The following is a 19,547-nucleotide window of genomic DNA, read 5'->3' as shown; positions in this document are numbered from 1 at the left end:
CCAACTCAGAGATAAGTATTCTATCATTGATAAGTCACCTTGGAGACTACGAGGTTGATAGGTTGGGGGTGTAAGGGCTGTGAAGTCTTTAGCTGACCAATACTAATATGACGAACACTTAACCTAAAGCAAAATGATTTAGAAGAAAAGAGTTAATTTAAAAAACATTATTATATAGTTTTGAATGTACAACATTCATAAGAAAGTAAGCTTGGTAAGAAAAGCTACGGGGGTACACCTGGTCACATTCCGAACCCAGAAGTTAAGTCCGTAAACGCCGAAAGTACTTAGGGGGCAGCCCCTTGGGAGGATAGGAACTTGCCAAGTCTTTTTTATTTTTTGAAGAAATTCAAAAAGAAGAAAGGGTCATCAATTAATTTTGATGGCTCTTTTTTTATGTACATCATCAAAAATAAAGGGAAAATTAATTTACATCTACACCTTTTAAATATCTGTAGTAACCAAAAATTCAAGAAGGTTTACCCTCTTCTTCTGATATTGGAGTAACAAAGCAAATGGAGAGAGACAAAAAGAGAGGGTGAATAGATTCTAAAGATTCCATCTTTAATACGGGTCTGTTTCTTGTCTTGACACAAGAAATAGACGAAAGAAGGTCAAGAAGTTTACATGCTGTCTTAGTGGAGTAAGTCACAATCGTCATTGTAGGAACAGTACTGTTGAAGCTCAACGACTATAAACTTCAAGAGGAAAGGTCAAAATAAATCTGTGTAATCTGCGACAAAGAGAAAAAATTAAAAAATCAGGAGGAGTCATCAATTAATGTTGATGACTTTTTTTGATGGTGGAGAAAAAAATTGATACAAAAATATAATATTACTATATAATATAGTTAATAAAAAAAAGGGGGAGATATTTATGAGAAAGAAATTGGAAGAATACGCGGAATTGGCACTAAAAATAGGTGTAAATATACAGGAGGGGCAAAAATTATTTATTAATACCCCTATACATGCGGTGGAATTTACAAGGATAATAGCTAAGAAGGCTTATGAAATGGGTGTTAAAGATGTTATCTACAGTTGGAATGATGATATATTGAGTTATACCAGATTTAAAAATGTATCTATGGAAACTTTGGAAGACTTTCCTGAATGGACGATAAAGCAGATGGAAGATCTGGCTGAAGAGGGAGCTGCATTTTTACATATAATCTCTCCGGATCCTGAATTACTTAAAGATGTAGATCCTAAAAAGGTTGCAGCAGCAGCTAAGTCAAATTCCATTGCACTAAAAAAGTATAGAGAAAAAGTGATGAGTGATGAGAATGCTTGGTGTGTTTTGGCAGTGCCGTCTGAAAATTGGGCAAAAAAAGTATATCCTGATTTGAACAAAGATGAAGCTGTAGATAAACTGTGGAAGAGTATATTTTCTGTAGCAAGGGTAGAAGAGGGCAAATCTGTAGAAGATTGGAAAAATCATGATATAAATTTAAAGAATAAGGTCGAGATATTAAATCTTAAGAAATTTAAAACTTTACACTATAAATCAAAAGGCACAGATCTATATGTGGAAATGTCTCCTAAACAAATATGGAAAGCAGGTGCTTCTATAACTAAAGGTGGTGTGGAATTCAGCCCGAATATACCTACAGAGGAAGTATTTTCTATGCCGAAAAAAGACGGGGTCAATGGAGTTTTGTCCAGTACAATGCCATTAAACTACGGCGGCAACCTAATAGATAACTTTAAATTGACATTTAAAGATGGGAAAATAGTAGAATTTACAGCTGAAACAGGTTATGAAATTTTGAAAAACTTATTGGAAACAGATGAAGGGGCTAAATATCTAGGGGAGATAGCACTGGTTCCTGTAGATTCACCTATATCCAATACCAACACTATTTTTTATAACACATTATTTGATGAGAATGCCTCATGTCACTTTGCATTTGGAACGGCTTATAGAAGCTGTATAGAGGGGGGAACAGAGATGACATTGGAGGAATTGGAGAAAAATGGTGTAAACGATAGTCTGGTACATGTGGATTTCATGGTAGGTTCAGAGGATCTATCCATTGATGGAATCGATGAGAATGGAGCTCTGACACCAATATTCAGAAATGGAAACTGGGCAATATAAATATCAAAATACAAGGAGAAAATTTTATGAAATTATCGGATTTAAAGTTTTTAAAAATAGAACTAAAAGATCATCCTACCAGGGAATTGAAAATGGAGTATATAAATAAACCCAATGCCATAGGTGTATTGGTATTAGATGAAAAGGAGGAAAAAACTCTCCTGGTAGATCAATACAGGCCTGGAACCAACTCGCATCTATTGGAGATACCGGCAGGAATAATAGAAGAAGGAGAAACCGCTAAATCAACTTTAGAAAGAGAGTTAAGGGAAGAAACAGGATATACAATGGATGATGTAGAAATAATATACGAATCCAGGGAAGCTCTGGCATCATCACCGGGATATACTACTGAACAATTATATATTTATATGGTTAAATTAAAAAGCAATGAGACAAAACCATTGGATTTAGAGTTAGATGAAACGGAGGATCTTACAACTAAGTGGGTAAAGTTGGACGAAATGGAAAAAATTACAACGGACATGAAGAGCATACTAATCTACTATATGTATATGAACAAAAATAAAAACAATATTCGGACAAGATCATAGATAAAAATGGAGGATTCCCCTCCGTTTTTTTTTATATAAAATTAACAATTTTTCTTTATTGAAGGAATCAGGGAGGGTTTTTAGAATAAATAAAAATAAATAAAAAAAGTTTTAAGGGTGGGTGCCATGATAATTGAAAGTTATTCCTTTGGAAGGATGAAGGTGGACGGTATTGGTTTTGACTCAGATCTCATAATTTTTCCAGAAAAGATTGTGTCGAGTTGGTGGAGGGTTCAGGGACACTACCTGCAAGTGAGGGATTTAGGTGAAGTTTTAGATTATCAGCCAGAGGTTTTGGTTATAGGAACGGGATATTCAGGTTGTATGGATGTGGCAGATGAGGTTAAAAAAGAGCTTGAAGCAGCCGGAATAAAGTATTATATTGAAAAAAGCAGCAGGGCAGTGGAGATATTTAATAAAATTGATTCGAAAAAAAAGGTGGGAGCCTTTCATTTAACCTGCTAAAGGAGGATCTATGGATCGGATAAATATTAAATTTTATGATTCTTTAAATAAGCTGCTTAAAAAAGATAAAAGGGGTAAAAAATTATCTTTGGAGTTAAAGTTAAGGCAGAGTGTAAAAGATCTCATCGAGGCACAGGGGATACCCCATACAGAGGTGGGGATGATAATCATAGATGGTAAGAAGGAGGAATTTTCATTTATATTAAAAGATGGTCAGGAGATTGAAGTATATCCCGCATTTAATCATGTGGAGGAACCAAAATTTCAAAATTTGATAAACTACCCTAAAAAATTTATTCTAGATGTGCATCTTGGAAGGCTTGCTAAGTACTTGAGGATTTTTGGTATAGACACCCTGTATCAAAATTATTATTCCGATAAAGAAATTGTGGAAACAGCACTGAAAGAAGGAAGGGTGATTCTCACAAGGGATAGGGGGATACTAAAAAGAAGAGTAGTAAGGTATGGTTATTTAATTAAATCAAATGACTCCAAGGAGCAGTTAAGGGAGATATTCTTAAACTTTCATCTTTTGCCGGAGATTAAACCATTTTTAAGGTGTATCAGCTGTAATGGCATATTGGAAAGGGTAAGCAAGGGAGAAATAATGGAAGAACTTGAGCCCCTTACAAGAAAATATTACAATGAATTTTTAAGGTGTACTATGTGTAAAAAAATTTATTGGAAAGGGGGGCACATGGAAAGGATGGAGGAGTTTGCAGATAAATTTCTTTGTTCTTTAAGACACTATAAAAAAAATGGACCCATGGAGAAATATAACAAGGAGGATATATGGAAAAATTAAAAAAAGAAGCAATGAAAAGATCATTGAAAGAATTGATAAAAAAATATTCTTTAGAAAAATCTTCAATACTTCCTATATTGAATGAATTACAGGATGAATATGGAGAGGTAGGAGAAGATCTGATGGAGGAGCTGGCTCATAGTTTGGAAATCCATCCAACAGAAATAGAGGAAGTTTATTCTTTCTATAGTTTTTTAAATAAAAAAAGGGGAAAACATGTGATTCGTTTGTGCCAAACAATTTCATGTGATTTAAAGGGAAAGAAAAGGTTGGAAAAACAACTAATAAATGAGTTAGGAATAAAATTTGGTGAGACTACACAGGATGGATTATTTTCACTGGAGTATTGTAATTGTTTGGGAATGTGTGACAGAGGACCAGTTTTGATGGTAGATAAAAAATTAATCTCAAGGGTGAAACCTGCAGATATTCCAATAATAATAAATGCCTGTAAAAATAATAATTTAGATGAAAAATTTGAAGATACAATAATTTCAAATGTTCAAATAGAGGGACCCCTGCTCAAGGGTGAATTTGAGGATGGGGAGGTAATTAAAAAGGTAATAGGAAGGCAATCTGAGGACCTTCTTTCGGATATAGAGAAGGCTAATCTCAGGGGGCGGGGAGGAGCAGGATTTCCTACTTCTTTAAAATGGAAATTGGCCTATAAGCAGGAGAAAACTCCTAAATATGTAGTCTGTAATGCAGATGAAGGAGAACCGGGAACATTTAAAGACAGGTATATCCTGCACAAACACTGTAATAAAGTTATAGAAGGGATGACTATAGCCTCTTATATAATAAAAGCTAGTAAGGGTTTTATCTATCTCAGGGGAGAATATTTTTATTTAAAAGAAATTATTGAAAAAATCTTAAAAAATAGAAAAAAAGCCGGATTACTGGGAAAGGACATTTTGGGAGTAGATGGATTTGATTTTGAGATTGAAATAAGGATGGGGGCAGGAGCTTATATATGCGGGGAGGAAACAGCTCTTATCGAGTCATTGGAAGGGATGAGGGGGGAGCCTAGAAACAGGCCGCCCTATCCTGTGGATACAGGTTTTTATGATAAACCTACCATAGTAAACAATGTGGAAACATTTTTAGATATAAATTTAATCTTTAAAAATGGTGTAGAATTTTTTAAAACATACGGGACTTCTAAATCTACAGGAACTAAATTTTTCAGTATTTCTGGGGACTGCCAGGCTGAAGGGATATATGAACTGCCCTTTGGGATAACCATAGAAAAATTAATAGAAAAAGTAGGAGCTGAAAATATAAAGGCGGTACAGATAGGGGGAGCAGCAGGCCGATGTGTCAAGGCAGGAGATTTTAAAAACAGGATAGCTTTTGAGGCAGTACCTACAGGGGGCTCTATCATCTTATTTAATGAGGATAGGGATATGCTGGAAGTGGCTCAAAATTTTATGGATTTTTTTGTGGATGAAAGTTGTGGTCAGTGCACCCCCTGCCGGGAGGGAAATAGAAAATTATCCAATGGATTGAAACTCCTGAAAGAGGGAAGGTGTCCCATAACATATTTAGAGGAATTGATGGATCTGGCTGAAACTATAAAAATTTCTTCTAAATGCGGACTGGGACAGTCCAGTCCCAATGCATTTATATCTATCATAGAAAATTTTAAGGATGAAATCTTAGGAAGGTTACCGAGGGGGGGAAGTGATGAGTGAGTGTAGGGCAAGCAAGGCTGAAAAAATAAGGCTGGCCTGTGAAAATAAAGAGCAGGCCTGTGAAGAAGAATTGGTAGATATAATTATAGATGGAAGGAAACGAACAGTAAAAAAAGGAACAACTATTTTGGAGGTAGCTAAATCTTTGGGGATAAAAATACCCACTCTATGTTATCACGATGATCTTTGTATTGCAGGGATCTGCAGGATTTGTCTGGTAGAAGTGGTAGGAATGGAAACCTTACAGGCATCCTGTTCCTACTCTATTGAAAGGGCCATAGAGGTAAAAACACACAGCCATAAAATCAGAAAAGCCAGAAGACATATACTGGATCTTATGCTGGCTAACCATGTGGGAGAATGTTATTCCTGTATAAGGAACGGGAACTGTGAGCTGCAGGATCTAGCGGAAGATTATGGAATCACAGAATATCCCTTTGGGCACCCAAATAAAAATGTAAAACCGGTGGATTGCAGCAGCATGTCTATAGTCAGGGATATGGATAAGTGTATCCTCTGCAGAAGGTGTGTGAGGAGCTGTGTGGATCTGCAGGAGGTAGGAGTTTTTGGGGTGAAAGAACGGGGAGACAGGTCTTACATCTCTACCTTTGGAGACAGAAATATGGAGAATGTAATTTGCATTAATTGCGGGCAATGTGTAAATCGGTGTCCTACTGGAGCCCTCCATGAAAAAGATCAAACTGAAGAAGTCTGGAAGGCATTGGAAGATAAAAATAAACATGTGGTTATCCAAACAGCCCCGGCTCCTAGAGCAGGAATAGGAGAGTTGTTTGGAGTGGCTCCTGGTAAAAGCTTGACTTTAGAAATGAATACAGGACTGAAATATTGCGGATTTGACATGGTATTTGATACTTGTTTTAGTGCCGACCTGACCATCATAGAGGAGGGACTGGAACTTCTTTTGAGGCTGAAAAAAAATTTAACGGAGGGGGGAGATGAAGCTTTACCGCAGTTTACGTCATGTTCTCCAGGATGGGTAAAATATTTGGAACATTTCAATCCCAAATATATAGACAATCTATCCACTGCCAAGAGCCCTCAGCAGATGTTTGGAAGTATCATAAAAACTTATTATTGTGAGAAAAATAATATCGATCCAAAAGATGTGGTGACAGTAGCTCTGATGCCGTGTACAGCTAAAAAATTTGAAGCTGGCAGAGAAGAGATGTGTGATTCAGGGTACAGGGACATAGATTATGGATTGACCACCAGGGAACTGGGAAAGATGTTTAAGGAGGTAGGATTAGATCTGCCTAACTTAGAAAAATCAGAATTTGATGATCCTTTTGGTGGTATAAGCGGTTCAGGAGTTATTTTTGGAGCTACTGGTGGAGTGATGGAATCTGGCATAAGAACCATCTACGAGTTGGTTACAGGAAGAGAGATAGAATCGGTATTTGAAGCTGGAGAGATCAAGGTAGTACGTGGGTTTGATAAAATAAAGTATGCAGAGTTGACTATTGACAGGGTGGGAGAAGTCCCGGAACTACTAAAATCTCATTTTGAAGATTTTGAGTTTTTAAAGGGAGTTACCCTGAAGGTAGCTGTGTGCCATGGGACTGCCAATGCTAAAAGAGTTCTGGAAAATATAGAAGCTGGGGGAGAGTTCAGTGAATGTCATTTTATAGAATTTATGGCTTGTCCGGGAGGGTGTCTGGGTGGTGGTGGCCAGCCTATACCTACAAATGAGGAGATAAGAAAGGCTAGAGCCAGGGCAATTTATGGGGAAGACAGGGATTCTGAGATAAAAAAATCTTATAAAAATGAAGCTGTAATAGAGTTATACGGGAAATTTTTAACCGATGGCCCTGGAGGGCATAAGGCGCATAAACTTCTTCACACTAAATACATTGAGAGAGGAAAGACATTAACTTAAAAGAGATAGCTATCAAGTTTTCTACTTGATAGCTACCTCTTTTTTATTTTAATTTTTATATGAACATTTTTTTAGCTGTTGTTCCGTCAATAGAGTTTAATTTTTCTAAAAATTCATCGATGATATGATTTTCAGCAATTAATTCCAATAAAATTAAACCATCTTGGGAGCAGGTGTTATCTCCTATATCATGAAGCCCTAACCTCACCTTGATATAACAACCGTATTCTGTAAGGGTATTTTGCACAGGGATGGCAGCTTCATTCCTGTTTTCCAGTTTGATTCCTATAATTTTAAATTCCATAAACTCCTCCTATAAAAAAATTATTGACTGAGATTTTTTATTATTTTAATAAAACCCCGGTTATTAGTATGAGTATAGATTAAATATATGAAAAAAACAAGAGATCAGTCTAAATCTTCTTCTGAATATAGATTTTTATAAAGTTCCTGACGTTTTAAGAGATATTTATCTTTAAACTTATTTTTTCTATTTGTAAAAGTACGGATGACAGGTAATAAAACACCTGCAACTATACCCGCAGAAAAACCATTGTTATATAGGTTTAATCCACCATGAACAACACCAATGTTTCTAACAACCGACATATGAAGCCATCCTGCAACGACACCCCAAAGAGGGCCATATACTCCTGAAATTGGAGCCATGGCAGTACCAAATAGAGCTGAAAGAACCAAAACGAATTTATCCACTTGGGTGGTTGCACCGGCTAACCAAACACCAAACAGGATAGGCGTAATGTTTAGAGGGTGTTTTCCAAAGGCAGAAAAACCAACGATAGTTAAGATCCCTGCTAAGAGGGGTCCGCTCAAAGTTTCTCCTACAAGGAGGATGAAGGTGATGGAGATAAATCCATTGATTCCCATATTGATAAATGAAAGTCCGTATCCATATTTTTCTACAAAATCAGACTTTAAACCATCACATTTTAATAGTTCTTTATAACCACTAAAACTATTCTTGTTGATATAGAATCCCACCGAGATCATAAGTAAAAAGACCATGGAACAAGTGATCAACAGCACCATATGATATTTAGTAGAAATTAGCTTTTGAGGCTCGATATTAAAATCATAAGCCTTGAGGACGGAGGTGATAACTGCTCCCAACAGTCCGCCGGTAAATCCCAAATTATAAAGGTTGAATCCTTCATGAAATGAAACCATCTTTTTGGCTAGGGGAGTGGCGATAAATCCTATAACTATTCCTAAGATCATAGCTAAAAGATAGGCCTCCTCAAATGATCCTGAACTAAATGCCATGGCACTGATAAATGGTGCCAATGCACTGGTAAACATGATTGTGGGTAAGACTGTTTTAAAATCTAAATGCTCAAACTTGGCATACATGATTCCGCCGAGATAGATAGGCAGGACATTAAATATATTTTTTCCAAAGAATGAGAATCCAAAGACTGTAAAAAAGGCAGCCAGAACCAATCCACTGATCTTTACTCTGAAACTTTTAATCAAGATAAAGTTAAAAATAAATAAACTAAATGCATTTAAAAATGTAGCTCCTAACCCGCCGATAACCAAGAAATCTGTTATGAGTGTTGAAGGGGATGTAACTATATTTTTTAATCCGATAATAATGTTTGTCTTGTCGATAATAACAAAATAGGTAAAAACGCTTAAAACGGCAAAAGCCAATATAAGGGTTAAATTTTTAGCTTTCTGCAGCCTCCCGCAGCTAAATTCATCCATAAAAAATCCTCCTGATAAAATACAATAAACCCCAATCTTTACAATTGGTATAGACTTATATTATACTTTATTTGTCGATAAAAAAACAGTGGGAAAAACTTAAGTAATGGATGTTTTTGTAAAAATTTAGTTGAAAAACAGAGGTGAATGGATGTATTTTGTGTATATGCTGGGGTGTGGAGATGGAAGTGTCTACACAGGGATAACCAATGATGTAGAGAAAAGAATGGAGGCTCATAGGCGCGGAGAGGGTGCTAAATACACCCGGGGAAGGGGACCCTTTGAGCTCTTTTCTCTCTGGGAGACAAAAACGAAATCCCAGGCCTGCAGGGTAGAATATTTTATAAAAAAACACACTAAAAAGAAGAAGGTGTTATTTTATACAGACAGGGAATATCTGGCTAGATTAATATATGAGGAGAAGGGGATAGAGATAAAAAAGCTGTCATAGGGGATTGGAATAAAAAAAGGATACTTTTTCATTCTCAATGAAAAAGTATCCTTTTTTTTAATATTTCAATGTTTTTCCTAAAAATTCTTTTAATTCCGGTGTCTGAGGATTGCTAAAGAGTGGGCCAGCCTCTCCTGCTTCTAAAACTTTCCCTTGGTCGATAAAGAGAATATAGTCAGCTACATTTCTGGCAAACCCCATCTCATGGGTGACTAAGATCAAATCTTTTTTCTCTTTTTTCAATTCTAAAATGCTGTCTAAGACCTCAGAGGTCAGAGCCGGGTCCAATGCTGAAGTAGGCTCATCTAAAAGCAAAAATTGAGAATCAAGAGCAACAGCACGTGCTATAGCTACCCGTTGTTGCTGTCCCCCTGATAGCTGGGAAGGATATTTATGACCATGTTCTCCCAATTGAAATCTGTCCAATAGAGTTCTGGCACGAAGGTTAGCTTCATCCTTCTTTATTTTATGTACTTTTTCCAGTGGCAGGGTGATGTTGTTCATGGCTGACAGGTGGGGGAAAAGATTAAATGCCTGGAATACCATTCCGATAGTTTTCCTGTAGTTGCAAAGATCTGCTTCCTTAAATGACAGGGGTCTGTTGTTTATGGTGATATTTCCTTCTTCGGGAATTTCTAAGCCTGCTAAGATCCGCAGGAGGGTGGATTTTCCACCCCCGGAAGGACCTATGATGACTAAGGAATGGACACCTTTTATATCTAATTCCAAATTATTTAGAACAACCTGATCACCGTATATTTTTTTTAAATTTGATATATTAATCTCCATATGAAAACCTCTTTTCTAATTTTTTTGACAGGTGGGAGATAGGATAAGTCAACAAGATATATCCCACAGCTAAGACGGCATAATTTTCAATGGGAGTAAATGTGATGGAATCCACCTCTTGGACATTTTTTGTGAATTCATTTACTGCAATTATAGATAGAAGGGATGAATCCTTGATAAGGGATGCAAACTGTCCTGCAAGGGGAGGCATAACCCTCTTTATAACCTGTGGCAGGATGATATATCTATATTTTTGAAAATTGGTAAAGCCCAAAGCTTTGGCTGATTCAATCTGTGTTTTGTCGATGCTGTCGATCCCGCCTCTGATAATCTCTGCAACGTATGCACCAGAAAAGGTAGCCATAATAAGGACCCCCATAAGGTACCGGTTATTTATATCTAAGGCTGTTCCAACCACATAGAAAAAAAGATAAACTTGGACAATAAGAGGGGTCCCTCTTATTATCTCAATAAAAATCTTGGTAAAATAATGAAGGGGCAGAAATCTGCTTTTTTGACCCATAGCTAAAAGGCTGCCGATGATCAGACTGCAAATCAAAGAAAATATAGAGATCATAATGGTTATAAAAAAACCAAAGATAAATTTATATTTGAACTCTAAAAAGACAGAAAATCCCTGGGATTCGTAATTTAATCTGCTGAAAGCATAGTTCCAAAATATAATTCCTATGATTAAGAGGAGTGTAATATTAACTATTTTTGCTGACAAAGTTATGTTGAATTTCTCATCTTTGGCATAGAATAAATCCTTAATTTTCATATTTTAAAAGAAAAAAGGGATATTTCTTTTTTCAAATTCCTCTTTAGGTTCAGCAAGATATTTGTCAGCTAATCTATCTAAACTTCCATTTTTCTTATAACTCTCTATAAACTTATTTATTTGTTTCCCTAATTCATTGTTATTTTTGTTGTATGCAATGGCCCAATATTGAGGAGTTTCCTCAAAGGGTTTTAAGATAGGTTCAGTAGTATTTTTGTTTTTCTTCCAATTTTTTAAAATTGTCAGTGGGTCATATATAAAACCATCCACCTTTCCCTGGGTAACTTCCAGGATGCAGGCACTTTCTTTATCAAAGACTAAAATATCAGCCTTTGGGAAAACCTTCATAGCTACTACATGGCCGGTAGTTCCTTTCTTTACGGCTATTTTCCTGCCTTCTTTATTCAGATCCATGGGATCCTTTATCCCGCTCTTTTGGTTGGCTAAAATTGCAAGATTTGATTTTGCATAGGGGGTGGAAAAGTTGATAGATCTCTTTCTTCTCTCTGTGATACTCATAGATGATAAGATAATATCGATTTTTTTAGTTTTTAATGCGGGGATAAGACCTCCATATCCCATATTCTCTATGACAACTTCTCTACCCAGATACTTGCCTAAATCTGTAGCCATATCTACACTAAAACCACTTGGATTGCCATATTTATCGGTAGTTTCAAATGGGGGATAAGCCAGTTCCATTCCAACCACTAGCGGCTTCTTTCCAAAGGTTATAACACTAAAGATAATTAAAAATAAAAATATAATTTTTTTCATAAATTCCTCCTTGAATTTCCGAGTTAAAATATAAACAATACTCTAAGTATATACCATAACTTTATTAAACAAAAATTTAAATTTCCTTTTTAAAATAAAAAAAAGCAACGTTATGCTGCGTCCAATTAGTCACAACCAAAGTATCCCATTTCGAATATTTTGATGCCTCTTGCGGTATAATTTCCCAAATAATAAAAAAAGAGGCAGAGCCCCTTATAATAATCTACTTATAGATACTTACAATTGTTGACTTATTGTCATACGAATAATAGTTAGCGTATTCCTCAATATTACCCTTTACTCCTACATGGCAAGTTACGGTTTTCACTTCAACTTTATTCTTTTTCTTATTCATTTCCTCTAAAACAACTCTATATCTCATATTATTTCTCTCCCATTAATTTGATTTGTGATTTTTTTCTCTTTATTTTCAAAGACAGTATATAATATTGACGATTAAAATTCAAGCGTAAAATTTAACTTTTTGATGGTTAAAAGGGAGTCGTTTTTGGAAGGTGGAAATTAAAAATTAGGAGTTGGAATAAAAAAAATATATAATAAAAAAAAGAAAGCAGGCAGGAGGAGTTTATGGAAGAGATTAGATATAGACGGGAACAGGAGCTGATAATGAACTACACTGGAGGGAAAATGGCTATCCCGGCAGTTCCCGGAGGGGGGAAGACTTTTATCCTCAGCAGGTTAGCTGCTAAATTAGTAAAAGAATTGGAAGGGGAAGAGGAAATTTTGATCCTGACCTATATGAATTCATCTGTAAATAATTTTAAACATAGAATAATGGAATTGCTGCAAAAAAGAGACGAATATGAACTGTACAGGAAGTTTCAAATAAAAACCATCCATAAGCTAGGATCGGATCTTCTGAGGGAGCATGGGGATAGTGTGGGCATTACAGAGGGGTTCCAGACTATGACAGATGCCAATAAATATTATTTGATGAGTCTGGTTGTGATGAATTATAGGAGGGAAAAACCTGGAGATTTGGATTCATTTTTAGATGCCAAATATGGTGGGACTGGGATACAGGTCAGGTGGGACAAGGAACTGGTCAACTTAACCTTGAAGATGATCGGTGTGATGAAAAATAAAGGGATGACTGCTAAAAGACTGTATAGCCGCAGTAAAAAATATAGAAAAGACAGCTTGTTGAGGGTCGTGGGAGAGCTGTTTTACAGATACGACCTGGAGTGTAAAAAAGACGGACTCTTGGATTATGATGATATCTTATTTTATACATATAAATTATTGAAACAAACCCCTGTCCTGACGGAAGAACTTAAATTGAAATATAGATATATATTCGAAGATGAAGCTCAGGACAGCAACACCCTCCAAAATAAGATAATAAATCTGATATTTAACGGAAATCTGGTCAAAGTAGGAGATCCTAACCAGAGTATATTGGGGACATTTACTTCCAGTTCCCCAGAGATCTTTAAAAAATTTATAAGATCTAATCCAAAGGTGGAGATGTTTACTGCCGGCAGAAGTACAAGGGGCATAATAGAGGTAGCTAATTATCTGGTAGAAATTGTAACCATGAGACATCCCCTTGAAAAGGTTAGGACAGCTCTGCAGCCACAGTTTATAAAACCTGTATTGGAGGGTGAGATACCTTCTAATCCAAAGATAGATGGATATGGGGTGAAAACTATAAAAGTTTTGGGCTGGGAAGAGGAAAAAGACAGGCTGATAAGAGGGATAGAAGGATTTATTAAAAAATATCCCGAGAAAAGTGTAGGAATTCTCCTACCTACTAATTATAGGATCGATGAGATAGCCAGGATATTTAGGAGAAAAAAGATAGATTTTCAGATCCTCAGCGATATTCCTGAGAGTCTGCTGGAACTCATGAATTTTTTAGGAGATTTTTTAGAATATCTGGCCCGGCCCTTTGAAAATAAAAGACTGGTTAAACTCCTGGAAGATAATTTTTTTGTGGATGACGAAAGGGAGGTCAGGGAAATAATCTCAAAATTTATAAGATCCAATCTTTTAGAAGATGTTCTTTATGGAGAGGGAAATCCAAGATTGGATAAATTTTCATTGAAAAAATATAAAGCTATTTTAAAAAAAATCCGGGCTGTATTGGACTTAAACCAGAGTTCCCTGGAAAAGGTGATAGTCTTTATAGGAGAAATATTTGAAATTCATGATGAAAAAAGGCTGTTGATAGAAAAAATATCCTATGACCTGAAAAAAATATTGAAATATAACCCTAAATGGAGTTTACTGGATCTGGCTTCTAATTTAAAGAAAGCAAAGAATAGTGAATTCAGTTATATGGCCAAGGCCGTGGAAGAGGAAGGGGTTTTAGAAAATAAGGAAAAATTTAAGGTGACCCTGTCCAGCTACCACAGGAGTAAGGGGATGGAATGGGATTTTGTTTATTTGGCAGGAGTGGACAATAGAACTTTTCCTGTACACCTGAACGAAACTAACTATGGTCAATGTTATTATCTGAAGAAAGAATATGAATATCCTCAAATTTTTACAGAAAAAGAGTTCGTGAGGGAGTTTGTGGATAGAAATACAGAGATCGGGGTAGTAAACAATAAACTGGAGAAGATAGCAGAAAATACAAGGCTGCTCTATGTGGGGATAACCAGAGCCAGGGAATATCTCATGATCAGCGGGAATGCAGAAAATGGAGTATATTATTTAGGGGAGATAGAAAAGTTTGTAAAGAGCAGGGTCAATTCTTGAAGTTAGGGGTAATTCATGAATTACCCCTAGCGCAAGGGAATTTTGGAAAAGAAGGGAGTTGAAACATATGAAAGAAAATTTTTATTACAGTCAAAATTCATTGGGTATATTTGAACGATGTCCAAAGATGTTTGAATATATCTATATAGACGGTATATCGGGAAAGGGAATAGATCCTGAATTGAAGAAGAGTGTGGAGAGGGGGACGAATTTTCATATCCTGGCTGAAAGGTATTTTAATGGGATGAAAGATTTCTTCTATATAGAAGATGAACAGCTTTTGGAGTGGATGGCTGTATTGGAAGAAAAATATCCCGAAGATATAGATTGCAGGAGTGAATTTGAGATAAGGCAGGATAAAGATGAAATTAAGCTTATGGCAAAATACGATTTACTTATTATAGAAGACAACAAAATAAAGATCGTGGATTTTAAAACAAATAAAAATCCATATAACGTAGGAGTTGTGGAGGAGAATATTCAGACAAAAGTTTATATGTTTCTTTTAGGAGAAAATTTGAAAAAAATTTTTCCAAAGATGAAAATAGAAGATATCAGTATGGAATATTTTCAATTAAATTACCCTAAAAACAAAATTTTTATAGAATATAATGAAAAAAAACATGAAAAAAATAAAAAAATATTTAAAAAAAAAATAGGTGAAATAAAAAAAAATAAAAATTTTTTTGCATCAAAAAACGATGAAACCTGTTTAAAATGTGGGTTTGAGAGCTTCTGTAAAAAAAAAATCAAAAAAACTTCACAAAAAATAAAAAAAAGTGTTGACGAAAACTTGTAAACACGGTATACTTCTTCTTGTCCGCGAGGGAAAGCGAAAAACGCAACGAACTCACAGACGAAAAGAATAAACGTTTTAAATGATTATGCCTGGGTGGCGGAATCGGTAGACGCACGGGACTTAAAATCCCGTGTCCTCTGTGGACGTGCGGGTTCAAGTCCCGCCCTAGGCACCATTTAAAACACAAATCCATGTCGCGGGATAGAGCAGCCTGGTAGCTCGTCGGGCTCATAACCCGAAGGTCGTAAGTTCAAATCTTGCTCCCGCCACCAAAACAATTGAATAACCATATATGTATGCGGGAATAGCTCAGTTGGTAGAGCGTCAGCCTTCCAAGCTGAATGTCGCCAGTTCGAACCTGGTTTCCCGCTCCATAAGCGCCACTAGCTCAGCTGGTAGAGCACTCGACTTTTAATCGAGTTGTCACAGGTTCAAACCCTGTGTGGCGCACCATATATGAATCTGTAGCTCAGCTGGATAGAGCAACGCCCTTCTAAGGCGTGGGTCAGGGGTTCAAATCCCTTCAGGTTCACCATATATGGATCTATAGCTCAGTTGGTTAGAGCACTCGGCTCATAACCGAGTGGTCGCTGGTTCAACTCCAGCTAGATCCACCATTTATTTCAAGTGTGCTCCGTTCGTCTATCGGTTAGGATTCTTGGTTTTCACTCAAGCGGGAGGGGTTCAACTCCCCTACGGAGTACCATACTGAAATAAAAAAATTAAATAATTGTTCTAAATGATTATGCCTGGGTGGCGGAATCGGTAGACGCACGGGACTTAAAATCCCGTGTCCTCTGTGGACGTGCGGGTTCAAGTCCCGCCCTAGGCACCATTTAAAACAATTTATACACACATTGTGTGGTTGGATTCCCGAGTGGTCAAAGGGAGCAGACTGTAAATCTGCCGGCTCAGCCTTCGAAGGTTCAAATCCTTCTCCAACCACCATCTACGCCTATAGCTCAGCTGGTTAGAGCGCACGCCTGATAAGCGTGAGGTCGGTGGTTCAAGTCCACTTAGGCGTACCATTTTGGGGATATAGCTCAGTTGGGAGAGCGCCGCACTTGCACTGCGGAGGTCAGCGGTTCGACCCCGCTTATCTCCACCAAAATATGCCTTGATAGCTCAGTTGGCTAGAGCACTCGGTTCATACCCGAGCGGTCGATGGTTCGAATCCATTTCAAGGCACCATTACAATTTGCTCCGTTCGTCTATCGGTTAGGATTCTTGGTTTTCACTCAAGCGGGAGGGGTTCAACTCCCCTACGGAGTACCAAATTGTAATAAGCTCGCATAGCTCAGTTGGGAGAGCACCTGCCTTACAAGCAGGGGGTCACTGGTTCAAGTCCAGTTGTGAGCACCATTTAAAACTTTATAATTTATGGGGGTGTAGCTCAGTTGGTTAGAGTGCCTGCCTGTCACGCAGGATGTCGCGAGTTCGAGTCTCGTCACTCCCGCCATTAAATTATAAACATATGTATGCCGCTTTAGCTCATCTGGTAGAGCAACTGACTTGTAATCAGTAGGTGATTGGTTCGACTCCGATAAGCGGCACCATATATATAGTAACTTGTTGGGCTGTCGCCAAGCGGTAAGGCAACGCACTTTGACTGCGTCATGCGCAGGTTCGAATCCTGCCAGCCCAGCCAACTATAAATTTTAACACCCTTCGGGGTGTTTTTTTGTATATATAAATTTGAATATATATATGGTATAATCTAAAGAATGATGAAAAAAATTGGAGTGAATAAATATGAAGTTATCGGTAGGAATAATAACATATAATGAAGAACGAATTTTGGGAAAAACTTTAGAAGCTGTAAGGGAACTGGCTGACGAGATAATAATTGTAGACAGCAATAGTTCGGATAAGACTGTAGAGATAGCTGAATCCAAAGGAGCTACAGTTTACACTGAAGATTGGAAGGGATTCGGTCCTCAAAAAAACTCTGTAATAGAAAAATGTAAGGGCGAATGGATCCTTCTAATTGATGCAGATGAAGTAATAAGTGAAGAATTAAAAGAAAGAATTAAAACGATAATAGACGGAAAAAATCAATATGAAGTCTATGAGATAAACAGATGTTCGGTATGTTTTGGAAAGGAACTGAAATATGGCGGGTGGTCCAATCAATATGCTACCAGATTGTGGAAAAATGGCCTTGTAAAGGTAAGTGATAACCTAGTCCATGAAGAATTTGAAACAGGATCGGTTAAGGGAAGGATAAAAGAGAAGATATACCACCATACATATCTGACTTTGAGTGCTTATATAACCAGATTTGACAGATATACTACCTTGGGGGCAGAGGAATATCTCAAAAGGGGGAAAAAATCCAGTTTTTTTAATATAGTAATCAACCCATTTTTTAAATTTATAAGGATGTATATATTTAGGTTGGGATTTTTAGATGGTGTAGAAGGTTTGATAATAGCGTTGTTTAGTGGGATGTATACTATGGCCAAATATTTTAAGTTAAGGGAGTTGGAGAAAAAGAGCAACTAATAACTAGACCGCGAATTAATCCCAAGAATAGAACGTTGATGCTGTGCATACACGGATAAAATAAAGATAATCGCAGATGGTTTTCTAATTTAGAATATACAATGGAGAAGAAAAAAACTTAACCACCAATGAACACTAATTTTCACTAATAAAATTAGATACATTTAAATTTTTTTATTAAGTGATAGAGAAATTTATATATTTAATTTTTTTTATTAAATATGAACAAAATTAATACTCGTATACACATCGTATATCAATTAGTGTAGATTAGTGGCAAAGATTAGGTTCTAAATCTGTGGAAATCAGAATGCATTTAAAATTAAGTTTTAATTATACTTGATTTTGATATTCATATAACCTATCTGTGTAATCTGTGTCAAAAAAAAAGGATTTTAAATATTAGTAAAATTGTGAAAATAAGGACGTGGCTTATGAAAGATATAAAAAGGATCATAATATCCAGAACAGATAAGATAGGGGATTTGGTATTGTCGATCCCCAGTTTTTTTATGGTAAAAAAAATGTATCCCAATGCCGAAATAACAGTTTTGGTAAGAAAATATAACTATGAGATAGTAAAAAATTTACCTTATATTGATAGAGTAGTTAAAATAGATGATTATAGAAGGGTAGAATTAATAGAAAAAATAAAATATTTTAAAGCAGATGTATTTATAGCACTGTATAACGATGAATTTGTGATGCAATTGGCTAAAGCCAGCGGTGCACCCATTAAAATAGGTCCATTATCAAAAATAAAATCGTTTTTTACATACAATAAAGGCGTTTTACAGAAAAGATCCAAGTCCATCAAAAATGAAGCTGAGTATAATTTAGATTTGGTGAAAAAATTAGATCCTAAAAAATTTGATGATTTATTTGAGTTAAATACCGAGATCTGTTATGAGGAAAAACATAAAAAAGCAGTAGAAATATTCATAGCAGAAAAGGAGATAAAATCTCCACTATTGGTAATCAATCCATTTATGGGTGGGAGTGCCAAAAATATAAGTGATGAAGAATATGTAGAGTTAATAAAGGCCGTACTGGATAAGGCTGAAAATATAAATGTAGTATTGACGTGTCATATATCGGAAGAAGACAGAGGACAGAGGATCTTAGATGGTATAGGAAATCAGAGGGGATACCTGTATGCCAATGGAGGAGATCTCCTAAACCTGGCTGCTATGATAGATAGAGCAGATGTATATTTTGGCGGATCAACAGGGCCGACCCATATAGCTGGATCATTGAAAAAGAGTATTGTGGCTATCTATCCCAATAAAAAAACCCAGGCACCTCTGAGATGGGGAGTATTCGGGCATAGGGATGTAACCTATATAATTCCTGACAGGGATAAAAAAGAAAACTATAAACATAAATTTTTTGACAGCTATACAGATGAGACAAGGGAAGAGATAGTGAAAGCCATAACACTTAAACTTAGAAAAGATTGATATCGAGTAAAAAATAAT

Annotated in this window: 17 protein-coding genes, 17 tRNA genes and 2 rRNA genes; 30 read left to right on the top strand and 6 right to left on the bottom strand. The window is 36.3% G+C overall.

Going from position 1 to position 19,547, the window contains the following annotated elements; genetic code table 11:
- The 8 genes from DYH56_RS07925 to DYH56_RS07890 all read left to right on the top strand — a co-directional run.
- Positions 1–126, top strand: a 23S ribosomal RNA gene (locus DYH56_RS07925); the annotation flags it as partial.
- An 84-nt stretch (positions 127–210) separates the two neighbouring features.
- Positions 211–327, top strand: a 5S ribosomal RNA gene (gene rrf / locus DYH56_RS07920).
- 549 nt (positions 328–876) lie between these two features.
- Entirely contained in the window at positions 877–2,100 is a 1,224-nt protein-coding gene (locus tag DYH56_RS07915) for an aminopeptidase (RefSeq protein WP_114642309.1), read from the top strand.
- 26 nt (positions 2,101–2,126) lie between these two features.
- Complete coding sequence (locus tag DYH56_RS07910) at positions 2,127–2,654, top strand: NUDIX hydrolase (protein WP_114642308.1); 528 nt, start codon at positions 2,127–2,129, stop codon at positions 2,652–2,654.
- Positions 2,655–2,780: 126 nt separating this feature from the next.
- On the top strand, positions 2,781–3,119 hold the full coding sequence (locus DYH56_RS07905; RefSeq protein WP_114642307.1) for an Mth938-like domain-containing protein: 339 nt from the start codon (positions 2,781–2,783) through the stop codon (positions 3,117–3,119).
- Between the two features lie 10 nt (positions 3,120–3,129).
- Positions 3,130–3,924 carry a Mut7-C RNAse domain-containing protein gene (locus tag DYH56_RS07900; RefSeq protein ID WP_114642306.1) on the top strand — a complete coding sequence of 265 codons (795 nt, stop codon included), beginning with the start codon at positions 3,130–3,132 and terminating at the stop codon, positions 3,922–3,924.
- A complete protein-coding gene (locus DYH56_RS07895; protein ID WP_114642305.1) occupies positions 3,912–5,618 on the top strand; it encodes an NAD(P)H-dependent oxidoreductase subunit E in 1,707 nt (568 codons plus the stop codon). The genes DYH56_RS07900 and DYH56_RS07895 overlap by 13 nt, the downstream gene beginning before the upstream one ends.
- Positions 5,611–7,515, top strand: coding sequence for a [FeFe] hydrogenase, group A (locus DYH56_RS07890; protein ID WP_114642304.1), 1,905 nt, complete (start codon positions 5,611–5,613; stop codon positions 7,513–7,515). The genes DYH56_RS07895 and DYH56_RS07890 overlap by 8 nt, the downstream gene beginning before the upstream one ends.
- Positions 7,516–7,570: 55 nt before the next feature.
- On the opposite strand, the gene DYH56_RS07885 is transcribed toward DYH56_RS07890, so the two are convergent.
- Together DYH56_RS07885 and DYH56_RS07880 are read right to left on the bottom strand one after the other, a co-directional pair.
- Positions 7,571–7,819 carry a CPF_0552 family protein gene (locus DYH56_RS07885; RefSeq protein WP_114642303.1) on the bottom strand — a complete coding sequence of 83 codons (249 nt, stop codon included), beginning with the start codon at positions 7,817–7,819 and terminating at the stop codon, positions 7,571–7,573.
- 104 nt (positions 7,820–7,923) lie between these two features.
- Positions 7,924–9,243, bottom strand: coding sequence for a DUF1576 domain-containing protein (locus DYH56_RS07880; RefSeq protein WP_114642302.1), 1,320 nt, complete (start codon positions 9,241–9,243; stop codon positions 7,924–7,926).
- A gap of 151 nt (positions 9,244–9,394) precedes the next feature.
- On the opposite strand from DYH56_RS07880, the gene DYH56_RS07875 reads away from it, so the two are divergent.
- Positions 9,395–9,694, top strand: coding sequence for a GIY-YIG nuclease family protein (locus tag DYH56_RS07875; RefSeq protein WP_114642301.1), 300 nt, complete (start codon positions 9,395–9,397; stop codon positions 9,692–9,694).
- A 57-nt stretch (positions 9,695–9,751) separates the two neighbouring features.
- Here DYH56_RS07875 and DYH56_RS07870 read toward each other — a convergent pair whose 3' ends face one another.
- The 4 genes from DYH56_RS07870 to DYH56_RS15965 all read right to left on the bottom strand — a co-directional run bounded on the left by DYH56_RS07870 (position 9,752) and on the right by DYH56_RS15965 (position 12,423).
- Complete coding sequence (locus DYH56_RS07870) at positions 9,752–10,483, bottom strand: amino acid ABC transporter ATP-binding protein (RefSeq protein ID WP_114642300.1); 732 nt, start codon at positions 10,481–10,483, stop codon at positions 9,752–9,754.
- Positions 10,473–11,264, bottom strand: coding sequence for an amino acid ABC transporter permease (locus tag DYH56_RS07865; RefSeq protein ID WP_114642299.1), 792 nt, complete (start codon positions 11,262–11,264; stop codon positions 10,473–10,475). Before DYH56_RS07865 ends, DYH56_RS07870 begins: the two co-directional genes overlap by 11 nt.
- Before the next feature lie 3 nt (positions 11,265–11,267).
- Positions 11,268–12,041, bottom strand: a complete 774-nt coding sequence (locus DYH56_RS07860; protein WP_114642298.1) for a transporter substrate-binding domain-containing protein — start codon at positions 12,039–12,041, stop codon at positions 11,268–11,270.
- A 223-nt stretch (positions 12,042–12,264) separates the two neighbouring features.
- Positions 12,265–12,423 (bottom strand): hypothetical protein, encoded by a 159-nt coding sequence (locus DYH56_RS15965; protein WP_158539095.1) that lies wholly within the window; start codon positions 12,421–12,423, stop codon positions 12,265–12,267.
- A 206-nt stretch (positions 12,424–12,629) separates the two neighbouring features.
- On the opposite strand from DYH56_RS15965, the gene DYH56_RS07855 reads away from it, so the two are divergent.
- The 21 genes from DYH56_RS07855 (at position 12,630) to DYH56_RS07755 (ending at position 19,529) form a co-directional block, all read left to right on the top strand.
- A complete protein-coding gene (locus tag DYH56_RS07855) occupies positions 12,630–14,765 on the top strand; it encodes a UvrD-helicase domain-containing protein (protein WP_114642297.1) in 2,136 nt (711 codons plus the stop codon).
- A 67-nt stretch (positions 14,766–14,832) separates the two neighbouring features.
- Positions 14,833–15,564 (top strand): PD-(D/E)XK nuclease family protein, encoded by a 732-nt coding sequence (locus DYH56_RS07850; protein ID WP_114642296.1) that lies wholly within the window; start codon positions 14,833–14,835, stop codon positions 15,562–15,564.
- 87 nt (positions 15,565–15,651) lie between these two features.
- A tRNA-Leu gene (locus tag DYH56_RS07845) sits at positions 15,652–15,739 on the top strand.
- A gap of 20 nt (positions 15,740–15,759) precedes the next feature.
- Positions 15,760–15,836, top strand: a tRNA-Met gene (locus tag DYH56_RS07840).
- A gap of 26 nt (positions 15,837–15,862) precedes the next feature.
- Positions 15,863–15,938: transfer RNA gene (locus DYH56_RS07835), tRNA-Gly, on the top strand.
- 3 nt (positions 15,939–15,941) lie between these two features.
- Positions 15,942–16,017 (top strand) — tRNA-Lys (locus tag DYH56_RS07830).
- Positions 16,018–16,022: 5 nt separating this feature from the next.
- A tRNA-Arg gene (locus DYH56_RS07825) sits at positions 16,023–16,099 on the top strand.
- Between the two features lie 5 nt (positions 16,100–16,104).
- A tRNA-Ile gene (locus DYH56_RS07820) sits at positions 16,105–16,181 on the top strand.
- Between the two features lie 14 nt (positions 16,182–16,195).
- A tRNA-Glu gene (locus DYH56_RS07815) sits at positions 16,196–16,270 on the top strand.
- 41 nt (positions 16,271–16,311) lie between these two features.
- Positions 16,312–16,399 (top strand) — tRNA-Leu (locus DYH56_RS07810).
- Between the two features lie 28 nt (positions 16,400–16,427).
- Positions 16,428–16,512 (top strand) — tRNA-Tyr (locus tag DYH56_RS07805).
- Between the two features lie 3 nt (positions 16,513–16,515).
- Positions 16,516–16,592 (top strand) — tRNA-Ile (locus tag DYH56_RS07800).
- Between the two features lie 4 nt (positions 16,593–16,596).
- Positions 16,597–16,672 (top strand) — tRNA-Ala (locus DYH56_RS07795).
- A gap of 6 nt (positions 16,673–16,678) precedes the next feature.
- Positions 16,679–16,755, top strand: a tRNA-Met gene (locus tag DYH56_RS07790).
- A gap of 9 nt (positions 16,756–16,764) precedes the next feature.
- Positions 16,765–16,839 (top strand) — tRNA-Glu (locus DYH56_RS07785).
- An 11-nt stretch (positions 16,840–16,850) separates the two neighbouring features.
- Positions 16,851–16,926: transfer RNA gene (locus tag DYH56_RS07780), tRNA-Val, on the top strand.
- Positions 16,927–16,946: 20 nt separating this feature from the next.
- Positions 16,947–17,023, top strand: a tRNA-Asp gene (locus tag DYH56_RS07775).
- A 21-nt stretch (positions 17,024–17,044) separates the two neighbouring features.
- Positions 17,045–17,120: transfer RNA gene (locus tag DYH56_RS07770), tRNA-Thr, on the top strand.
- A 17-nt stretch (positions 17,121–17,137) separates the two neighbouring features.
- Positions 17,138–17,212, top strand: a tRNA-Gln gene (locus DYH56_RS07765).
- A gap of 104 nt (positions 17,213–17,316) precedes the next feature.
- Complete coding sequence (locus DYH56_RS07760; protein ID WP_114642295.1) at positions 17,317–18,069, top strand: glycosyltransferase family 2 protein; 753 nt, start codon at positions 17,317–17,319, stop codon at positions 18,067–18,069.
- 434 nt (positions 18,070–18,503) lie between these two features.
- Entirely contained in the window at positions 18,504–19,529 is a 1,026-nt protein-coding gene (locus tag DYH56_RS07755) for a glycosyltransferase family 9 protein (RefSeq protein WP_114642294.1), read from the top strand.
- Positions 19,530–19,547: the final 18 nt, after the last annotated feature.

The sequence above is a fragment of the Psychrilyobacter piezotolerans genome (assembly GCF_003391055.1).
GTDB lineage: Bacteria > Fusobacteriota > Fusobacteriia > Fusobacteriales > Fusobacteriaceae > Psychrilyobacter > Psychrilyobacter piezotolerans.
The sequence above is the reverse complement of the archived record's forward strand: the minus strand, read 5'-3'. Positions and strand labels throughout refer to the sequence as shown.

What these genes read in the sequence shown, in the direction of transcription:
- DYH56_RS07915 (WP_114642309.1), top strand. Translation starts at nt 877, where the DNA reads ATGAGAAAGAAATTGGAAGAATACGCGGAATTGGCACTAAAAATAGGT.
- DYH56_RS07910 (WP_114642308.1), top strand. Translation starts at nt 2,127, where the DNA reads ATGAAATTATCGGATTTAAAGTTTTTAAAAATAGAACTAAAAGATCAT.
- DYH56_RS07905 (WP_114642307.1), top strand. Translation starts at nt 2,781, where the DNA reads ATGATAATTGAAAGTTATTCCTTTGGAAGGATGAAGGTGGACGGTATT.
- DYH56_RS07900 (WP_114642306.1), top strand. Translation starts at nt 3,130, where the DNA reads ATGGATCGGATAAATATTAAATTTTATGATTCTTTAAATAAGCTGCTT.
- DYH56_RS07895 (WP_114642305.1), top strand. Translation starts at nt 3,912, where the DNA reads ATGGAAAAATTAAAAAAAGAAGCAATGAAAAGATCATTGAAAGAATTG.
- DYH56_RS07890 (WP_114642304.1), top strand. Translation starts at nt 5,611, where the DNA reads ATGAGTGAGTGTAGGGCAAGCAAGGCTGAAAAAATAAGGCTGGCCTGT.
- DYH56_RS07885 (WP_114642303.1), bottom strand. Translation starts at nt 7,819, where the DNA reads ATGGAATTTAAAATTATAGGAATCAAACTGGAAAACAGGAATGAAGCT.
- DYH56_RS07880 (WP_114642302.1), bottom strand. Translation starts at nt 9,243, where the DNA reads ATGGATGAATTTAGCTGCGGGAGGCTGCAGAAAGCTAAAAATTTAACC.
- DYH56_RS07875 (WP_114642301.1), top strand. Translation starts at nt 9,395, where the DNA reads ATGTATTTTGTGTATATGCTGGGGTGTGGAGATGGAAGTGTCTACACA.
- DYH56_RS07870 (WP_114642300.1), bottom strand. Translation starts at nt 10,483, where the DNA reads ATGGAGATTAATATATCAAATTTAAAAAAAATATACGGTGATCAGGTT.
- DYH56_RS07865 (WP_114642299.1), bottom strand. Translation starts at nt 11,264, where the DNA reads ATGAAAATTAAGGATTTATTCTATGCCAAAGATGAGAAATTCAACATA.
- DYH56_RS07860 (WP_114642298.1), bottom strand. Translation starts at nt 12,041, where the DNA reads ATGAAAAAAATTATATTTTTATTTTTAATTATCTTTAGTGTTATAACC.
- DYH56_RS15965 (WP_158539095.1), bottom strand. Translation starts at nt 12,423, where the DNA reads ATGAGATATAGAGTTGTTTTAGAGGAAATGAATAAGAAAAAGAATAAA.
- DYH56_RS07855 (WP_114642297.1), top strand. Translation starts at nt 12,630, where the DNA reads ATGGAAGAGATTAGATATAGACGGGAACAGGAGCTGATAATGAACTAC.
- DYH56_RS07850 (WP_114642296.1), top strand. Translation starts at nt 14,833, where the DNA reads ATGAAAGAAAATTTTTATTACAGTCAAAATTCATTGGGTATATTTGAA.
- DYH56_RS07760 (WP_114642295.1), top strand. Translation starts at nt 17,317, where the DNA reads ATGAAGTTATCGGTAGGAATAATAACATATAATGAAGAACGAATTTTG.
- DYH56_RS07755 (WP_114642294.1), top strand. Translation starts at nt 18,504, where the DNA reads ATGAAAGATATAAAAAGGATCATAATATCCAGAACAGATAAGATAGGG.